Origin of the sequence: Pseudarthrobacter sp. LMD1-1-1.1, from assembly GCF_040676255.1 — a bacterium.
Lineage (GTDB): Bacteria > Actinomycetota > Actinomycetes > Actinomycetales > Micrococcaceae > Arthrobacter.
Genome location: NZ_JBEGHP010000026.1, coordinates 35230 through 49709, shown reverse-complemented (window position 1 = coordinate 49709; position 14480 = coordinate 35230). Strand labels below are relative to the sequence as shown.

At 59.2% G+C, this 14480-nt stretch carries 10 protein-coding genes and 1 pseudogene; 3 read left to right on the top strand and 8 right to left on the bottom strand.

What is annotated here, in order from left to right:
* Nucleotides 1-7 precede the first annotated feature (7 nt).
* Both MRBLMD1_RS20405 and MRBLMD1_RS20400 read left to right on the top strand, forming a co-directional pair.
* Nucleotides 8-829, top strand: a complete 822-nt coding sequence (locus MRBLMD1_RS20405; RefSeq protein WP_364403068.1) for an ABC transporter ATP-binding protein — start codon at nt 8-10, stop codon at nt 827-829.
* Entirely contained in the window at nt 826-1638 is an 813-nt protein-coding gene (locus MRBLMD1_RS20400; RefSeq protein WP_364403065.1) for an ABC transporter permease, read from the top strand. Before MRBLMD1_RS20405 ends, MRBLMD1_RS20400 begins: the two co-directional genes overlap by 4 nt.
* A 1388-nt stretch (nt 1639-3026) precedes the next feature.
* Here MRBLMD1_RS20400 and MRBLMD1_RS20395 read toward each other — a convergent pair.
* The 4 genes from MRBLMD1_RS20395 to MRBLMD1_RS20380 all read right to left on the bottom strand — a co-directional run bounded on the left by MRBLMD1_RS20395 (nt 3027) and on the right by MRBLMD1_RS20380 (nt 8408).
* The gene (locus MRBLMD1_RS20395) at nt 3027-4292 is read right to left on the bottom strand and encodes a prolyl oligopeptidase family serine peptidase (RefSeq protein ID WP_364403062.1); all 1266 of its coding nucleotides are present in this window, start codon (nt 4290-4292) and stop codon (nt 3027-3029) included.
* A gap of 378 nt (nt 4293-4670) precedes the next feature.
* Nucleotides 4671-5876 carry a flavin reductase family protein gene (locus MRBLMD1_RS20390; RefSeq protein ID WP_364403060.1) on the bottom strand — a complete coding sequence of 402 codons (1206 nt, stop codon included), beginning with the start codon at nt 5874-5876 and terminating at the stop codon, nt 4671-4673.
* Nucleotides 5877-5992: 116 nt separating this feature from the next.
* A complete protein-coding gene (locus tag MRBLMD1_RS20385) occupies nt 5993-7129 on the bottom strand; it encodes a flavin-dependent monooxygenase (protein WP_364403057.1) in 1137 nt (378 codons plus the stop codon).
* 457 nt (nt 7130-7586) lie between these two features.
* A complete protein-coding gene (locus MRBLMD1_RS20380; protein WP_364403054.1) occupies nt 7587-8408 on the bottom strand; it encodes an IclR family transcriptional regulator in 822 nt (273 codons plus the stop codon).
* A 167-nt stretch (nt 8409-8575) separates the two neighbouring features.
* Here MRBLMD1_RS20380 and MRBLMD1_RS20375 point away from each other — a divergent pair, with 167 nt between their 5' ends.
* Entirely contained in the window at nt 8576-9415 is an 840-nt protein-coding gene (locus MRBLMD1_RS20375) for an alpha/beta fold hydrolase (protein ID WP_364403052.1), read from the top strand.
* Here the strand turns inward: MRBLMD1_RS20375 and MRBLMD1_RS20370 are convergent.
* From MRBLMD1_RS20370 to MRBLMD1_RS20355, 4 genes and pseudogenes are all read right to left on the bottom strand, one after another.
* Nucleotides 9404-9526, bottom strand: coding sequence for a hypothetical protein (locus MRBLMD1_RS20370; protein WP_364403049.1), 123 nt, complete (start codon nt 9524-9526; stop codon nt 9404-9406). The genes MRBLMD1_RS20375 and MRBLMD1_RS20370 overlap by 12 nt on opposite strands.
* A gap of 328 nt (nt 9527-9854) precedes the next feature.
* Nucleotides 9855-10676 carry an IclR family transcriptional regulator gene (locus tag MRBLMD1_RS20365; protein ID WP_364403405.1) on the bottom strand — a complete coding sequence of 274 codons (822 nt, stop codon included), beginning with the start codon at nt 10674-10676 and terminating at the stop codon, nt 9855-9857.
* Nucleotides 10677-12445: 1769 nt separating this feature from the next.
* Nucleotides 12446-12679, bottom strand: a pseudogene (locus MRBLMD1_RS20360) (ANTAR domain-containing protein); the annotation flags it as partial.
* Between the two features lie 49 nt (nt 12680-12728).
* The gene (locus tag MRBLMD1_RS20355; protein WP_364403046.1) at nt 12729-13889 is read right to left on the bottom strand and encodes an ROK family protein; all 1161 of its coding nucleotides are present in this window, start codon (nt 13887-13889) and stop codon (nt 12729-12731) included.
* Nucleotides 13890-14480: the final 591 nt, after the last annotated feature.

Below are 14480 nucleotides of genomic sequence, written 5' to 3'. Positions count from 1 at the left end.
GATCAGTATGATGCTTGAAACAGAAACCGTGCAAACAAAGGCCGGAGCAAGCCTTTCCTCCGAAGGAGTTCGAATAGGCTTCGGAGACTTCACGGTGGTCGATGGAGCTGATTTTGCCGCAGGCCCTGGTGAGTTTGTCTGCCTCCTCGGACCCAGTGGATGTGGGAAGTCCACCCTCATTACTGCTATTGCAGGCTTTGAAAAGATCAAGGGCGGTTCTCTTCTCATCGACGGCCACCCAGTTGATGGCCCGAGCTCAGAAACCGGCATGGTCTTTCAGGGGACCGAGGCGCTATTCGACTGGCTGACTATACGACAGAATGTTGAGTACGGTTCCAAAATGCGAGGAATGGGTTCCTCGGAACGACGTCAAATATCTGATCGTCATCTCGAATTAGTCGGTTTGACAGGGGCTGCAGATAAGTTTCCCTCGCAACTTTCCGGAGGGATGCGGCAAAGAGCGCAGATCGCCCGGGTACTCGCCAATGAACCACGAGTGGTTCTTATGGACGAACCTTTCGGTGCCTTGGATGCGCAGACGCGTCACATCATGCAGACGGAGTTGGACAGAATATGGCAAAAAAGCGGCTGTACCATAGTTTTTGTTACCCACGATATTGATGAGGCGATTTTACTCGCCGACCGGATCTTGGTCATGACTGCTGGACCTAAGGCGCGAATTAAGTCGAGTTATGAGGTAGATCTTCCCCGCCCCAGGGATGAAACTTCCGCTGGCGCCATCGAGTTGCACAGGAAGCTGCGCTCTGATATCGGCGAAGAAGTACGAGCAGCGCTCCGTAACCAAGGGCTCGCTAAGGAGAATTCATGACACAGGTACATTTGGCCCAGCGAGTTAAGCCGGTCGCACGCCCGAGAAGGCGTTACGGTTCTCAAATCCGCAAGGTTGCCATCCTAATAATATCTGTCTTGGCTGGGTTGGTCATTTGGCAGGTGTTGTCTTGGCAGTTCGGGCCGGCTCTGGTTGCTTCGCCTGCGGAGACGGCTGAAGCGGCTTTCGCACTCCTGATTGATGGGACGCTCTGGGAGGCAATCACGGCTTCAAGTTATAGGATTCTGCTCGGATGGTTGCTGGGTGTCGCTGTGGGCGCACCGCTGGGACTGCTTATGGGGCGAATAGCGGTAATTCGCGAGCTTGCGGAGCCCTACATCGAGTTCTTTCGCTTCATTCCTCCGATCGCATTCGTGACACTTGCTGTCGTCTGGTTCGGCCTCGGCGACATGTCCCAAATTGTTCTCATCTTTTATACTTCGGTATTTGTTGTGGTTATAAACACAATGGCCGGGGCGGTGGCAACGGATGAGACGAAGCTTCGGGCGGCAGCAAGTCTGGGTGCCAGCCGTTTTCAGACGCTTTATTCGATTGTCCTCCCATCCGCTGTTCCCCATATCGTCACGGGTGCACGTCTGGCCCTAGGAAACAGCTTTCTGACCATCGTCTCCGCTGAGATGGTCGCTGCTGATCAAGGGCTCGGTGTCCTGATATGGACCTCCCGCAACTATGGGCGCATTGATTGGACATTTGTCGGTATCATCACCCTGGGAGTCATTGGATTCTTTTTTGACCGTGCCCTGCGGTTGCTGGTAAGTCCTTTGGCTAAGTACAAAGCGAAGATCTAACTGCGGTACAGGTAGCAGTGATTGCTTAATGGCGGCCACTGTAAGAAGTACGGGCGCGGAGTCGTAGCGACAAAGGAGTCAATACGACGGAAGAAAACCCCGAGACCGAAGCCGCTCTTGGGGCTGGAGCAACAGTGCGCTGCTGAGAGGATGAGAAGTTCACGGTCGACGCAGGGGCAGCCCATTGCTAATCTCCCAAAACGGCCATCAAAAAGGGGCCAAAGAGCAGGACGCGTCATCAAAGGGGTGAAAGAAGCGGTGTTTGAGGAGAAGGCCTGCTAGCAGCCAATGACCGCTATTAGTAGTCTCAGGTTGCCCGGCCTGCCCGAATGGAATTTTCGGGGCTCTATAGCGGCGGACGAACAGGCTACTCACCGATCACCCGCGACGGGCAGCGCTCATCTAAGCAATGAGTTGGGCCCGCGTGGAGCGCTGCCCATCTCCGGGTACAGGTTTCGGAGCACGGCCTACCTCGGCTTGCAGTTCCTCGCCGCTACCCGGAGACGTCCGACGACCTTCTGTCCGAGCCCGTGGCTACCAACGACGAACTTCGTCCCGCCTTCCCGAGGTACCTAGCCGTCAAATGCCCGACGACGTGCCGGGGAAAAGCAGTGCAACCCGGGGCCAGGGAAAGGGCCTTTTCCAATCGAGTACGTCGGCCAGTGGTCGCAGATCTCTTGCGTAGTGGGGAATACGCCGATTCTGTCCGTGATGTCGTTACAACGCTGAACTCCAGGGGTCATCCTGCAAAATCTGCCGCTGTTTGCCTGTACGGACATCCCGGTGGCGTCGCCCCCGAAGCACCCCTCCTACGCTGAAATAAACAGACCAGAGTCAGTCAGACAACGTTGGGACCTGCCGCATTTCGGGACATGCCTGGCATGAGGTGCCGGAGCCAGCTGCTGGCCGGCAGACACCCTTTCGACAATACGTGCGGCTGGAGCTGGGCTGCCGAGCAGGAGCGCTTCTTACGGGCGCTTTGGCATCATGAAAGCAGCGAATCTGTGTGCCGCTCAGGGCACTGCAGAGCCCAGCTCCAGCACTCTTGCCTCTAAGTACATTCCCGGCACGTGGTCTCAGGTGCCGCAAGCCTTCGAGCAACCGTCTGATCGCGTTACTTTGAACGCCCTGCTGAGTTGGAGAACCTTCTGAAGGCGTGGTTGCTCTTACTGGTGATGTCTTGACCGCTTCGTCGTCTTCTCCGCACAAGGACGGGAGCTGCCAGGACGGGGCGGGCATACGTGCGGAACCCGACCGTGAGCCTCACCTCGATCGATCGCCCGAAGGTGGTAAGACAACGGGTACAGCAGGCGTAGCCAATAATGGTGATCCGGGCCCAGCTGGAAAGTTATTGGGCCCGGACCTGATGGCAGGCTGCGTTGGCCGTTTCAGCGATGCTGCTGGGCCATCCATCGCCACAGTTTGATTCCGTTGTGGGAAGGGTCGTTGTGGGACGCGTATATCCATGAAAAGTGCCCGAGGAATTTGTACCCGTTCCATGTGACGTTTTCATAGAGGCTCATGATCGAGCCGGGGATCAGTTCGTGGGCATGCACGGTGTTAGCTTGCGGGTCGATGATGGGGTCATCGGCGGCAGTGATCAACCAGGTGGGGGTATTGATCGCGGCAAGCTGTTCATCCGTCACCATCGGACCGGGAGAGTTGAATGGCGCGACGACGCCACAGATTGGCACAGCCGAGGCGAACACGTCCGGGTATTCGACGACCATTTTCAGGCTCATGTAACCGCCGTTGCTGCAACCCACCACATGGATTCGGTCGCGGTCCACGTTGTGAGCCTCGCATACCTCCTCAATCACTTCCCGGATGCGAGGTGCATATGCAGGTCCGTCGGCCAGCCACATTGATGGGGATTGCGGGGCAACCACGTAGGCTCCGCCGAAGAGATCCTGGGCCTCGTCTGTTGTGAATCCGAGGGCACCGCGGTTGCCGCGGAGCGGCGTTTCGTTGTCGTAGTAGCTGTATCCGTCCGTCAGGAGGCCGCCTTCGCCGCCTCCGTGCAGCCACACAATGAGTGGCCTGCCTTGAGAGCGGCCCCGGTTTTTAGGGGCGAAAAGACGATAGTTGAGGCCCGAGCGCGCTACGTGGCGGGTGAAAGCGTCTACTTCAGGGCTCACGAGTGCGCCCTGGGTGAAGGCCCCGATTTGGGGTGCACCGTTTCCGTGCCGGGGGAGCGGCTGGACCTGCGAGATAGTGTAGGTAAGGTCAAGCAAGACGTTGCGCTGAGCGTTCCAGATGTAATCCAGGGAGGCGCCGCCGGGGATACCCTCACCATGCTTGAGGTCCAGGGTAATCCGGCCTTCGTTGTCAGCGCGCGCCGCAGTGACGGTACGGTTCAGGTCATAAGCCACCGTGCCAGTGAGCGGGTTGACGCCGAGAGCGTGGACGGTGAATGCGGAGGCGGGTATCGGGCCCTCTGCTAGGCCGCCCTGACGTGAGGCGTCGATGACCACCGAGGTAATTTGCTCTCCGCCGTCGAGCACGGTCGCGTTGACGGTAAACGGTGCCGAACCGGCGCGGCGGTCGGTATCTTTGCCGTCTGCGGCGAGGGCAACGGTTGGAGTAAGGCCTGCGGCGGCGACGGCTGTGCCAGCGGCGGTGATGAACGTGCGGCGGGACAGGGGGTTGTTCAATGGGAACTCCTTTGTTTCGTGTTGGCACGGATGGTTACCCCCGGCCCAGCTGTACGCTTCACGGTCTTTGTTGGCTCACCTCGGACGGGGCGGCACGGGGGCCATCCGCTTCGTGTGGGCCATTGCGGCTAGTCAGTCAACAATCTCGCCGCGCTAGGCGGAAGGGGTCTCCATTCAGGATGTTGTCGCCGCAAGGCGGGGCTCAGCAGCTGCAGGACGGGCTTGCCGTGCTGCCCCAGCTATGAGGGCTGATCTGCCTGAATTGCCTTACGGCAAAGAGATACGTCGTCAAGATATTCAAAATTGCGTTGGGCGGCTCCAGTAGTGAGCAGCGGCGTCGGCTCGGGCCGGGTTCCATTCTCGGCGACCCAACTCGACTTAAGGCAACTGGACAAAATAGTCAGTTGGAACGCGCCCGCCGATCTTTTCTGTAAGGCGGGCTGCGCAATCAACTGTGCGGGAAATGATTTCCCGGAAACGTTCCTTGGCTGCACCGGGTCCGAATCCACTCACCACCACCTCGAAGGCCACGCATTGGTCCTGTCCAAAGATGGGGACCTGGATCAGAGTTGCATGTGCTGCAGGTTCGGGATGGCGGCAATATTCCGCGTAGGCGGAGACCAGGGAATCCCACACGGGCGAAAGCATGCCCCTGTCGCCTTTAGCCGACGAAAAAGCTGCACTGAATTGTTCGCTTCTCGTATGGCCAAAGGAAATGGCATAACCGTTTTGGCGGACAAGTGTCAGGATTTCCTCGATCAGGGCAGAGTCGATCTGCCCTCTCATATGACGGGAGCCTTCGATCCACGTGCGGTGCAGTGCTGGCGTGGACCAAGCAGCGAAGCCGGGATCGATTGGAGCGGCGAAGGGGAAGTAGGTACCGACGTACGGTGATTGATCATCGGATGCAGTCAGCACGACCACGGTGTCCTGAACAACCGTTGAAATGGAACACTCCAGTTCCAGATTGAGAGACAACTTCTCAATTTCAGCACCGAGGCTTGTGGCGAGGCGCAGCTGACCGCCCAGGTTGTCGAGGTTGAAATCATTCCGGGGGATCGTGAATGAACCATACCCACCATTGAGAAAGACCAATGGCAATCCACCCGTTCGAGGACCCAACCCAAAGTCCGTAACCTCGCCGAGAACCATTACGTGATCGCCGGCAGGGTGAATGTCGTGGACGGTGGCATCAAACCATGCAATAGCATCCTTGAGCCTGGGGATGCCGCCCTCGTCGAATTCCCACTCCTGGCCTTCGAAACGTTCGTCGGGTGGCGCGCTGAAAAATGTACGACACAGGTCTTCATGACCGGCCCCGAGGACTGAGGCCCGGAAGCGGCCAGCGTGTTCAACCTTGGCGTAGGTACCGGAGGTCTTCTGGGGCAGGAAGCCGACCAGAGGCGGATCTTCGGAGACAGACGTAAACGTTCCGACGATCATCCCCACGGGCTGTCCGGCGTCATCGACGGTTGTGATGATCGTTACACCGGTGGGGTACCTTCCGAGAACCTGACGCCACTGTGACTTCCGCTCCGGGGGATTCCTTGGTGGACGATCTGTCCGGTCTATTTGACTGCGCATTTTGGTCTTCCTTCCTTACTCCAGGCTTAGTGGAATTCGATAACAAGCTTGCTTGAAAGTGCACGCGGGAGAGGGGCCGCTAGGTCCTTTCCTGCCGCTTTGGCGACTTTCTGATGTCACACGAACCCCGGAGTGGTCGATTGCAAACCCAGTAGTACGGCGCCAGCGTCGTCGTACATATGTTGGCTTAGTGAGGCATGCAACTGCGGAACTTGAGCATCCATCCGTATCGGGTGCAGGGGGTGGGCGTTGTTGATCACTGCAGCGCCCGATACTTTCGCTATGTCGTGCACCACCTGGCTCGCGGTATCTGACACGTTGACGGCGCTTAGCCGGATACGCGCGTTCTGATCGTCGGTCACTTCATCACCGTTGCTCACCGCCTCCCAGACTTCCTCTGCCACGTCAAGAAGGTAAGCACGTGCTGACTGGAGGGCGACGAATGCCTTAGCGAACTCGACCCGGTAGTAGGCCCGTTCTCCCACCGGCGGTGCCCCTGTGATTCCTCGATATGTGCCTGCAGACTGGGCGTAATCGAGAGCGCCTTGGGCAACTCCGAGTCCAATCGCCGCATGGCATTGAGCCTGATATCCGATTAGAGGGTAATGGAAGAGCGGTTCGTCAATGAGTGGCTTGCCCCCGCGGATGAAGGTCCAATCCAAGGGGATTTCAAGGTCTTCGACGACGGTGTCAAACGAGCCGGAGGCGCGCATACCGCTGACGTCCCAGTCCTGGATGATTTTGACCCGATCGGCGGGAAGCACTGCTGCTCGAGGTTTGCCGCCGGCGGAATCGTCAAGCAGACCTACGCTGATGTAGTCCGCAGCCATGCAACCACTGGCAAATTTCCAGCGGCCACTGGCCCGGAAACCTGCAGGAGTGCGTTCAGCCTTCTGCATTGGGAACAGGCCGCCAGTAAAGACGACGTCGGGGCCGTTCCTGTAAATTTCGGCCTGCGTTTCGAGCGGAAGAGCCCCACAGTAGGTGTTGCCCGATGCAAATGCCACTACCCAGGCAGTCGAACCATCAATTCGGCCTATGCGTTCGATGTTCCTCAAGAAGTCAGCAGGTGGCATAACGACCCCACCGAACTTTATCGGAGTTGCGGCACGGTAGAGCCCCAGCGGAAAAAACTTCTCGATGAAATCACGCGGTACATAGCCAAGAACGCGGAACTCCTCACGACGCTCAGCGAGCTCCGCAAGAACCGCAACCCACAGCTCCTCCATCGGCGATGTACGTATGATGCCCATAGTGGTCCTCCTTGTTCGCAATCTGATAACCCCATGGTTAGGCATCAGGGCCGGGCAGCGCAGAGGCGGGACCGCTCAGCGGACCCCCGTTGAGCCAGCCGGTTTGATATGACATGGACCAGGGCTGATCCGCGACCTCAAATGGCGCTCACTGCCTACAACGAGCCGCGATCGTTGAAGTCGGGCATTGTTTGTGGTATCCCACTGGGCAAGCCGTAGACCGAGTGTGCCCAGCTGAAGCCCCGCCCGCGCAGAACCGGGCCGACAACGATCACCACCAAGGGATCCTCCAGTGGCTCTGCGGTCGCAGCGATGATCGCATATGGCGAGTTGAACGCCCTGGCGGCCTTGGTGCATTCTCGCGGGGTTCATGGGAACAGACTCTTCGAGATAGCTCGTGGCACAGAACTGGGCGCAGCTTCGCCGTTCCAACGCATCGGCAGTTTAGGTCTGACAGCTAGAGGAAGCTTTTCATTGCCTGATGCCGCATACCGTCGTCGAATGTCCGGAGGAGACCTCCCCTGATATCGCCCGACGTTGCCCAAAGGGCACGTAAAACATCCTGCTCGTCACGACGCTCAAGCGGCATAATTACTGAGATTGCTGCAACCACATGCTCGGAATCCGGGTAGAGGACAGGAACTGCCAGAGCCTTGGTCCCCCGGTAGCACGTCGATCGCTCTTCCGCATATCGGCGGGCCCGGATACCCGCTAATACAGCGGCAGCCTCGGGGTGGTTGCCGGCGCCCAGAGCCGCCAGAGCGGCAGAGTCAAGCTGAGCTGTCCTGTCCGGATTCGAATGTGCGAGGAAGATGCGGCCAGACGCTGTCATAGGGAATGGCACACGGTCCCTTACAGCCCTAATGATCGCCACTTCGTTCCGTCCGGCAATCCGGTCGAGGTAAACGCACTCCCCACCCTCAGGAACCGCGAGGTGCACGATTCCGCGAGTCGCTACCCGGAGATCCTGCATTGCCGGCCGCGCGACATCGCGGAGGATCGCCGGGCCGGGAACCAGTTGGCCCAACTCGAACATCTGCAGGCCCAACTGGTAGCCGCCTATGGTCCGGGTGAGATAGCCAAGCTCTACAAGTTCTGTCGCAAGGCGGTGCGCGCTGGCTTTGGAGACGCCGGAACGGCGGCTGAGGTCTGTGAGCCCCAGGGTGGAGATTCCCTGCCTGAACGCGCTCAACAAGAGATGCGCCTTGGAGAGTACGGAGTCGGGCTGACTGCTGTCCGGTTTTCCCGGTCCTTGCACGTTTCGCTGCGCTGTACTCACTTGACATCCTCCTTGTCTACGCTCGTCCAGCGGTTCTGAGCCGCTACCCGATTGTCCATCATGGAATTGCTGATCCCTCGGGGGCGGTTCGGTGAGCGGATCAGTCGCTGGGCAGAGCTGGAACAGTAGGGCGATGCTTGACAGCAACGTCGCCGAAAGGAAACACAATGTCGAAAGTTACGCTCCGTTATGGGTACGCCGAGACGCCACTGGGCCAGTTGCATTATGCCGAGGCGGGTGGAGGTGAAGCCGTGATCCTACTCCACCAGACACCGCGCTCCCTTGATGAGTTCCGTGAGGTTCACCCACTGCTGGCGGCGAAACGCAGGGTGATAGCGATGGACATGTACGGATTTGGTATGTCCGCCAAGCCCGCCCCAGGCTCCCCTCAGACCATTGAACAATATGCCGCTGGTGTCATCGCCCTCGCGGACGCTCTACAACTGAAGCGCTTCGCCCTGGTCGGTCATCACACGGGAATGTTTGTGGCCTCCGAGGTCGCTGCCGCCATGCCTGACCGTGTCTCCGCGTCAGTCCTATCTGCCGGCACCTTTGCCGATTCGTCTTTCCGCGCAGCCCGCCAGTCGAGCGAAAGGGCGTCCGCCAGCGAAGGCGTAGACGTTGTCACCCGGCAGGAGGACGGTGAGCATCTTGTAGAACTCTGGGAGAAGCGTTACCCGACCTATCCAGAGGGCCGACCCGACCTTCTCGAACGCTTTGTTCGGGATGCGCTGGCTCCTGGCGTTGACCCAGCCGAGGGGCACCGAGCTTGTGGACGCTATGTGATGGAAGACCGCGTCGGCCTGGTTACCGCACCAATCCTATTGCTCGCCCCCACGGAAGACCCGTTCTCATACCCTCAGACATCCAAGATCGCGGCCGCCTATTCAAATTCCAAGTCTGTTCAGATCGTGGAAGTTGAGGGTGGCCGAATCCCTCTCATGGAGCAAAAAAGTGCGGAAGTAGTTGCCGCAATCGAGCAATTCCTTGATTCTTTAGCCCTTTGACCCAAACGCGAGCCTGAACGCCGAGGGGAATTCGCCGGTGCCCTTCAGGGCTATTAGGTCTGGGTCCTCAACGTGGATCGACGGCTTGACGTTCTCAGCAAGCTGCTGCACGTGGGCACGCTCATCGAGCGGGACTTGGATTGGCGGACATGACTTCGGCCTCGTGAATCTTCACCGAGAGTGATCAGACCGAAGCGGAGTTGCGTTTCGCCGCCGCGGTCAACACCTTGCCGGGAAGCCAGCTCCCTTACACGTTGCAGAGCGCCGTAGAGCCTTACATCGCCGCGCGGGTTCGCGGGTACGAGGACCTTATAACGTGTGTTGGTCCCGCGCAGTCAGGGGGACACGTTAAGGATCAGATGCGGTCCGGCCCGGTCGAGCCCACATCCGTCACGGACTCCTACTGATCGTTGGCGGCCAATCCGTACCAACGGGACCTTCAGCCGGCGAAAGGGCGTGGGCTGATTCCGGTTTCGGGCGCGGGATAATTCAACGCCTTCGAGATCTCATGGGCCGCGGCCCAGAGTGCGCGGACGATCTGCTGTTCATCCCGGCGGGTAGAAGGCATCGTTACCGATATTGACGCCACAACCTGCTTGCTTCCGGTATCGAAGACAGGGACAGCCGTCGTCTTGAACCCCGGGACACACTGCTGGTTCTCATAGGAATACCGACGGTCCCGGATCGCACCGAAAAGGCCGTCCAGTTGTCTGTAGTGCTGGACACCCAGAGCCCGCAGGGCTTTCTCGCCCAAACATGACAGGTACTGCTCGTCGGCATAAGCAAGGAAGAGAAGTCCGGATGCTGTCGAATAATTTGGAACCCGTGCCCCGACAGCCGCGAGCAAGTCAGTTTCCCGCCGCCCGGCCAGGCGCTCAAGATACACACAGTCGTCACCCTGGGGCATAGCTAGGTGCACCACGCCGTGTACTTGAGTGCGGAGGTCCATCAGCGCCGGCCGGGCTATTGCGCGGAGATTGGCAGGCATAGGCACCAACTGGCCCAGCTCGAAGATTCGCCAGCCCAGCTGGTAACCGGCAGGCGTTCGTGAGAGCATGCCAAGGCCGGCGAGCTCCACGGCCAGACGATGAGCGCTGGCCTTAGGAACCCCTGAGCGGCGGCTGAGCTCAGCCAGGCCCATGGTACTGGGTCCGGAAGTGAACGCAGCAAGGAGCATGTGAGCCTTGCCCAGCACCGATCCCGGCGCGTCGGGGGAAACCGCGTGCACATACGACGGGTTCCCGCTTGCCTCCGAGGTCATATCATCCACTCTTTGTACTCCTTAAGCTATCGGTCGCTGTCATCGTTATTTAGTGGGTCTTTCGCGTGCTTATGTCTTTGCTACCGAAGGGGGAAGTCGAACTTCTTTAGCGCAGCGAGGGCTTCGGGGGCGCCGTGGAGGCGGTCCATGCGGCGTCTTCCATGCGGTGGAGGAGACCACGATTGGAACGACCCATGGCAGGAGCAGGAGGGCCTTGAAGGTGTTGCCGGCGGGGATCTTGGTGCGGAGCAGCAGGGCCGGGCCCAATCCCACCAGCCATGATTCGAAGACGCCCACAATGGTGAACCACAGGGTGACTGCGCGGCTTTCCAGAACGCGGGAAGCAGATTCGTAGATCGTGGGATGAAGCAGCTTGCCTTTGCGGCTAGTGACTTTTTGGGCTGCCAGCCACGCAGTAAGCGGATCCGGCAGCGTAACGCGATGCCGCCGTCATCGGCCAGCAAGGTTATGGTGGCGCCTGCCTGCGGGAGCAATATTTGTGCGGCCCCGAGCCTGGAGGGCATCTACGTCGGCCCGTTCGATCTAGCAATAGCTGTGGGTGGTGCGTTCTTGGGGGATCCTGCCATCGAAACGTAACTCAGCGCCGCTCTGGATACCATCGCCGAGGCCGCCACCTCCGCAGGCATCACCGCCCGCCGCAGCAGGACTATACCTTCGCCACCGTCGCCTCGGAACCAAAGACTTGGCGCACGTCAAGCGATATCAGCGCTTCGGCTACTTTCTCAAAAACACGCATCTGATTCGTACCTCGGGTTCTGGTCGCTGGAAGCTCTACACGAAGATGCTCCCGCTGGCAGGCTCATCTGACCAATGCCTTTTTCTCCCATCAATCCTGAATAAGGCATAGCTGTGGATCGCGGCTTGGGATTCTATGTACTTTTACTCGTGCCACTCATGCGCCGATAATGGAGATTCGGTAAGGCTGAGGGAACGGGACGGCATCTCCCTGACGGCGTGGTTAGCAGCAGGGGATAACCTCTATCGAGGCGTGAAGGGCCTCGCGCTACCAACGCCGGTTCGACATGGGGTAAGGCAAAGAAGAGAAGCCTCAACGTTTGTCGCCAAAGACACCACTAAGCCTGGGCCGTTTCTATGAGGCCGAGGACGGCGGGTGACCGGCGTCGGCTGGGGGCGGGGCCCCGGATAACTCGACAGAACCCTCCCGACGCCGGCCAAGCGAGATCCGGCGCCCGTGGGTCCGGAAAATTACGAGTAAATGGCTGCTCTCATTTTACTGCTCTACGGGGGCAAGTCGCTGAACACCAGGGTGGGTCGTGCCAACAGTTGGGGACCGGCCACAACCCAATGGGGGTATGACGGGCGTCTGTTTCAATGGTTGCCTTGCTAGTCGGTGTCGGGGAAGCCCAGTGCTTGCCGCAGCTGGTTTGCTGGCTTCGGCTGACCGGACCGCAGTGGCACAGCAGGATTTCACAGGGGTCAAACCGCACTGCTACTTCGAGTGTTCCGAGGGCAGCCCGGTGAACCACCTAGTGCACTAAGAGCTGTCGCCGCGACAGTCGGCAGCAGGACCGGCAACGGCTCCATTGATTCCCTTCGTCGCAACGTATGCAGCCCCACATTGGTAGCACCCAAGCTTCCCGGAAGCCGCATTTCATCGGGTGCTGAACAATTCCCGCCGAACTTAGATGCGAGCTAGTCCTGTTTGCTGCGCAGTGGAAAAGTTCTCCGGTTCAAGCGGGCAAGCTCGGCGGCGGTGGGCCCACGCCGTGCGCCTGACGCGGGCGGTATCAGAAGGGCTGCGTGGGGGCGTTCTTGCCTTGCCGTGACGCCCGCGCGTCCGCCAGGCGCCGCAGGACCTGATGGAGGTGGCCGTTGTCGGCTGCGGCAACGAGATGAGCGGCGAGGGCGGATACCTTGGTGTTCGTGTTTTGGCTGTGCTCGGCCAACAGGTCGAACGCTTCCACCGTCCCGACGTTAAAGTATCCCATGATCATGCCTTTGGCCTGCTCGATAACACGGCGGGTGGCGTGAGCGTTCCCTCCGTGGGCTCAGTGGACTTCGGTCATTTTCTCACATTGCGGGGAGGGGGAAGGCAGCCAAGTGATTCTCGCGTAGCGCCTGGACGAGAGTGTCGTTCTGAGCTGAGCGGGACATGTAAGCGGCCCCCAGCAGGGGCGCGCTCTCGCCCAGGCTGGATGGACGTATTTGAATGGGTGGCAGTCCGGCCACTTGGAGGCGATGCTGGAGTTGGGCGGTAAGAAGCCGGGATTCTTCGAGGCCGCCACCCAGGAAGATGGCTTCGGGGGCAATAGTCCAGGCAAATGTAGAAACTACCGGTTCCAGGAGGTCAACCAATTGCTCGACTGCTTTCAAAGCTTTTTCATCGCCGGCCTCGGCCGCATGGATGATAGAGCGAGCTTGGGTCCGCTGGGCAGGAACGGGGGAGGAGATGAGACCCAGCGGTTGCGCCCGCATGGCGGCCAGACCCATTGATTCGACTTGGATGACTTCGCCCGCTGCGCCGTGCAGGCCTTTGTGGATCTCTTTCCTTATCACGAGGCCTGCGCCGAGCCGGTAGCCGGCGATAAGCCAGATGAAATTCGAGTAGCCGCCTGCGCCGCCGACCCATTGTTCGGCGAGAGCTGCCAGATTAGTATCATTGTCCACCGAGGCAGGCAGCCCAAAAACAGACGAAAAGTGCTCCCCAGGCCGCACGCCGGTCCACGCCGGAGTGTCCGGCAGATGCATAACTGTTCCGTCATCATCGATGCGACCGGTGACCGAGATGCCAATGCCCCTTACGGACGGCCACCGGAATCCTGAGTCTGCGATAACGGCTTTCAACAAGTCCGACGCCGATTGCAGGCATTCAGGGGGATTATTGATGTCATCGAGCACAGTTGAGGCTTGATGCAAGATGTGTCCGTAGGCATTGACAATGGCCGCGGTGGCGGCATGAAAGTCGAAAGCGACAGTCGCGAACAACGCGGAATCGGTCCTGAATGCGTAACGACGGGGAGGCCGGCCTAGGGTGTCGACTACCGGTTCGCTGGTCTCAGCAGCCCATCCCTCGTCGATCAGCGTCGACAAGATGAGTTCCACGGTGCGCCGGGATAATTGGGTCTGCCTCACCAGCGTGGCCATACGCACTGGTTCTCTGGCTTGGAATAAAGAGGCCAGCACCAGACCTGAGTTGTGCTGCCGCATCGCAGCGAGATCGATCGCGGTCATGGTCGTCCCGTTCCCTCCCTCGCACCTGCACTGAGTTTTCACGGCTTCTCAAGTTTCTATCATCCATTCTATTGCTACACTCCCGCATATTCCGATACTCTGTATCAGAAAGGAGTGCGGGCGGAAAGTTTCCCGTACCCCCAACGGTGTGGAAGCCCTTGGATCGACGTCGTCGCAGTGCCGGACTTATCAAGGACTTGCTGCCGAGCCGTCCCAAGCACCGCATCACACGACCGGAGCTCAGCACGGTTGCAAAGGAGCAAAGAAATGAGCAGTAAAGAAACATACCGACCCCATGTCACGGCTGGGTCCAGCCACGTCTCACCTCAGCCCGCCAGACTGAACGCGGGGCTGCAAATCAGACTCTCTGTCCTGTGGTTCCTTCAGCAATTCGCTGTCGGGATCTGGATTGTCACTGCTGGCACGTACCTACGGGGTGGGATTCCTGATCGGCTCAACGCTGGCGGGCTCGATAATTGACATTTTTCGCGTCAGTGGGGGCACAACTGGACACTGATCTGGTTCATACCATGCGCGATTGCGGCTGTGACAGCTCTCTACTTCGGAATCTCATTCCGCGAAAGCAGGCAG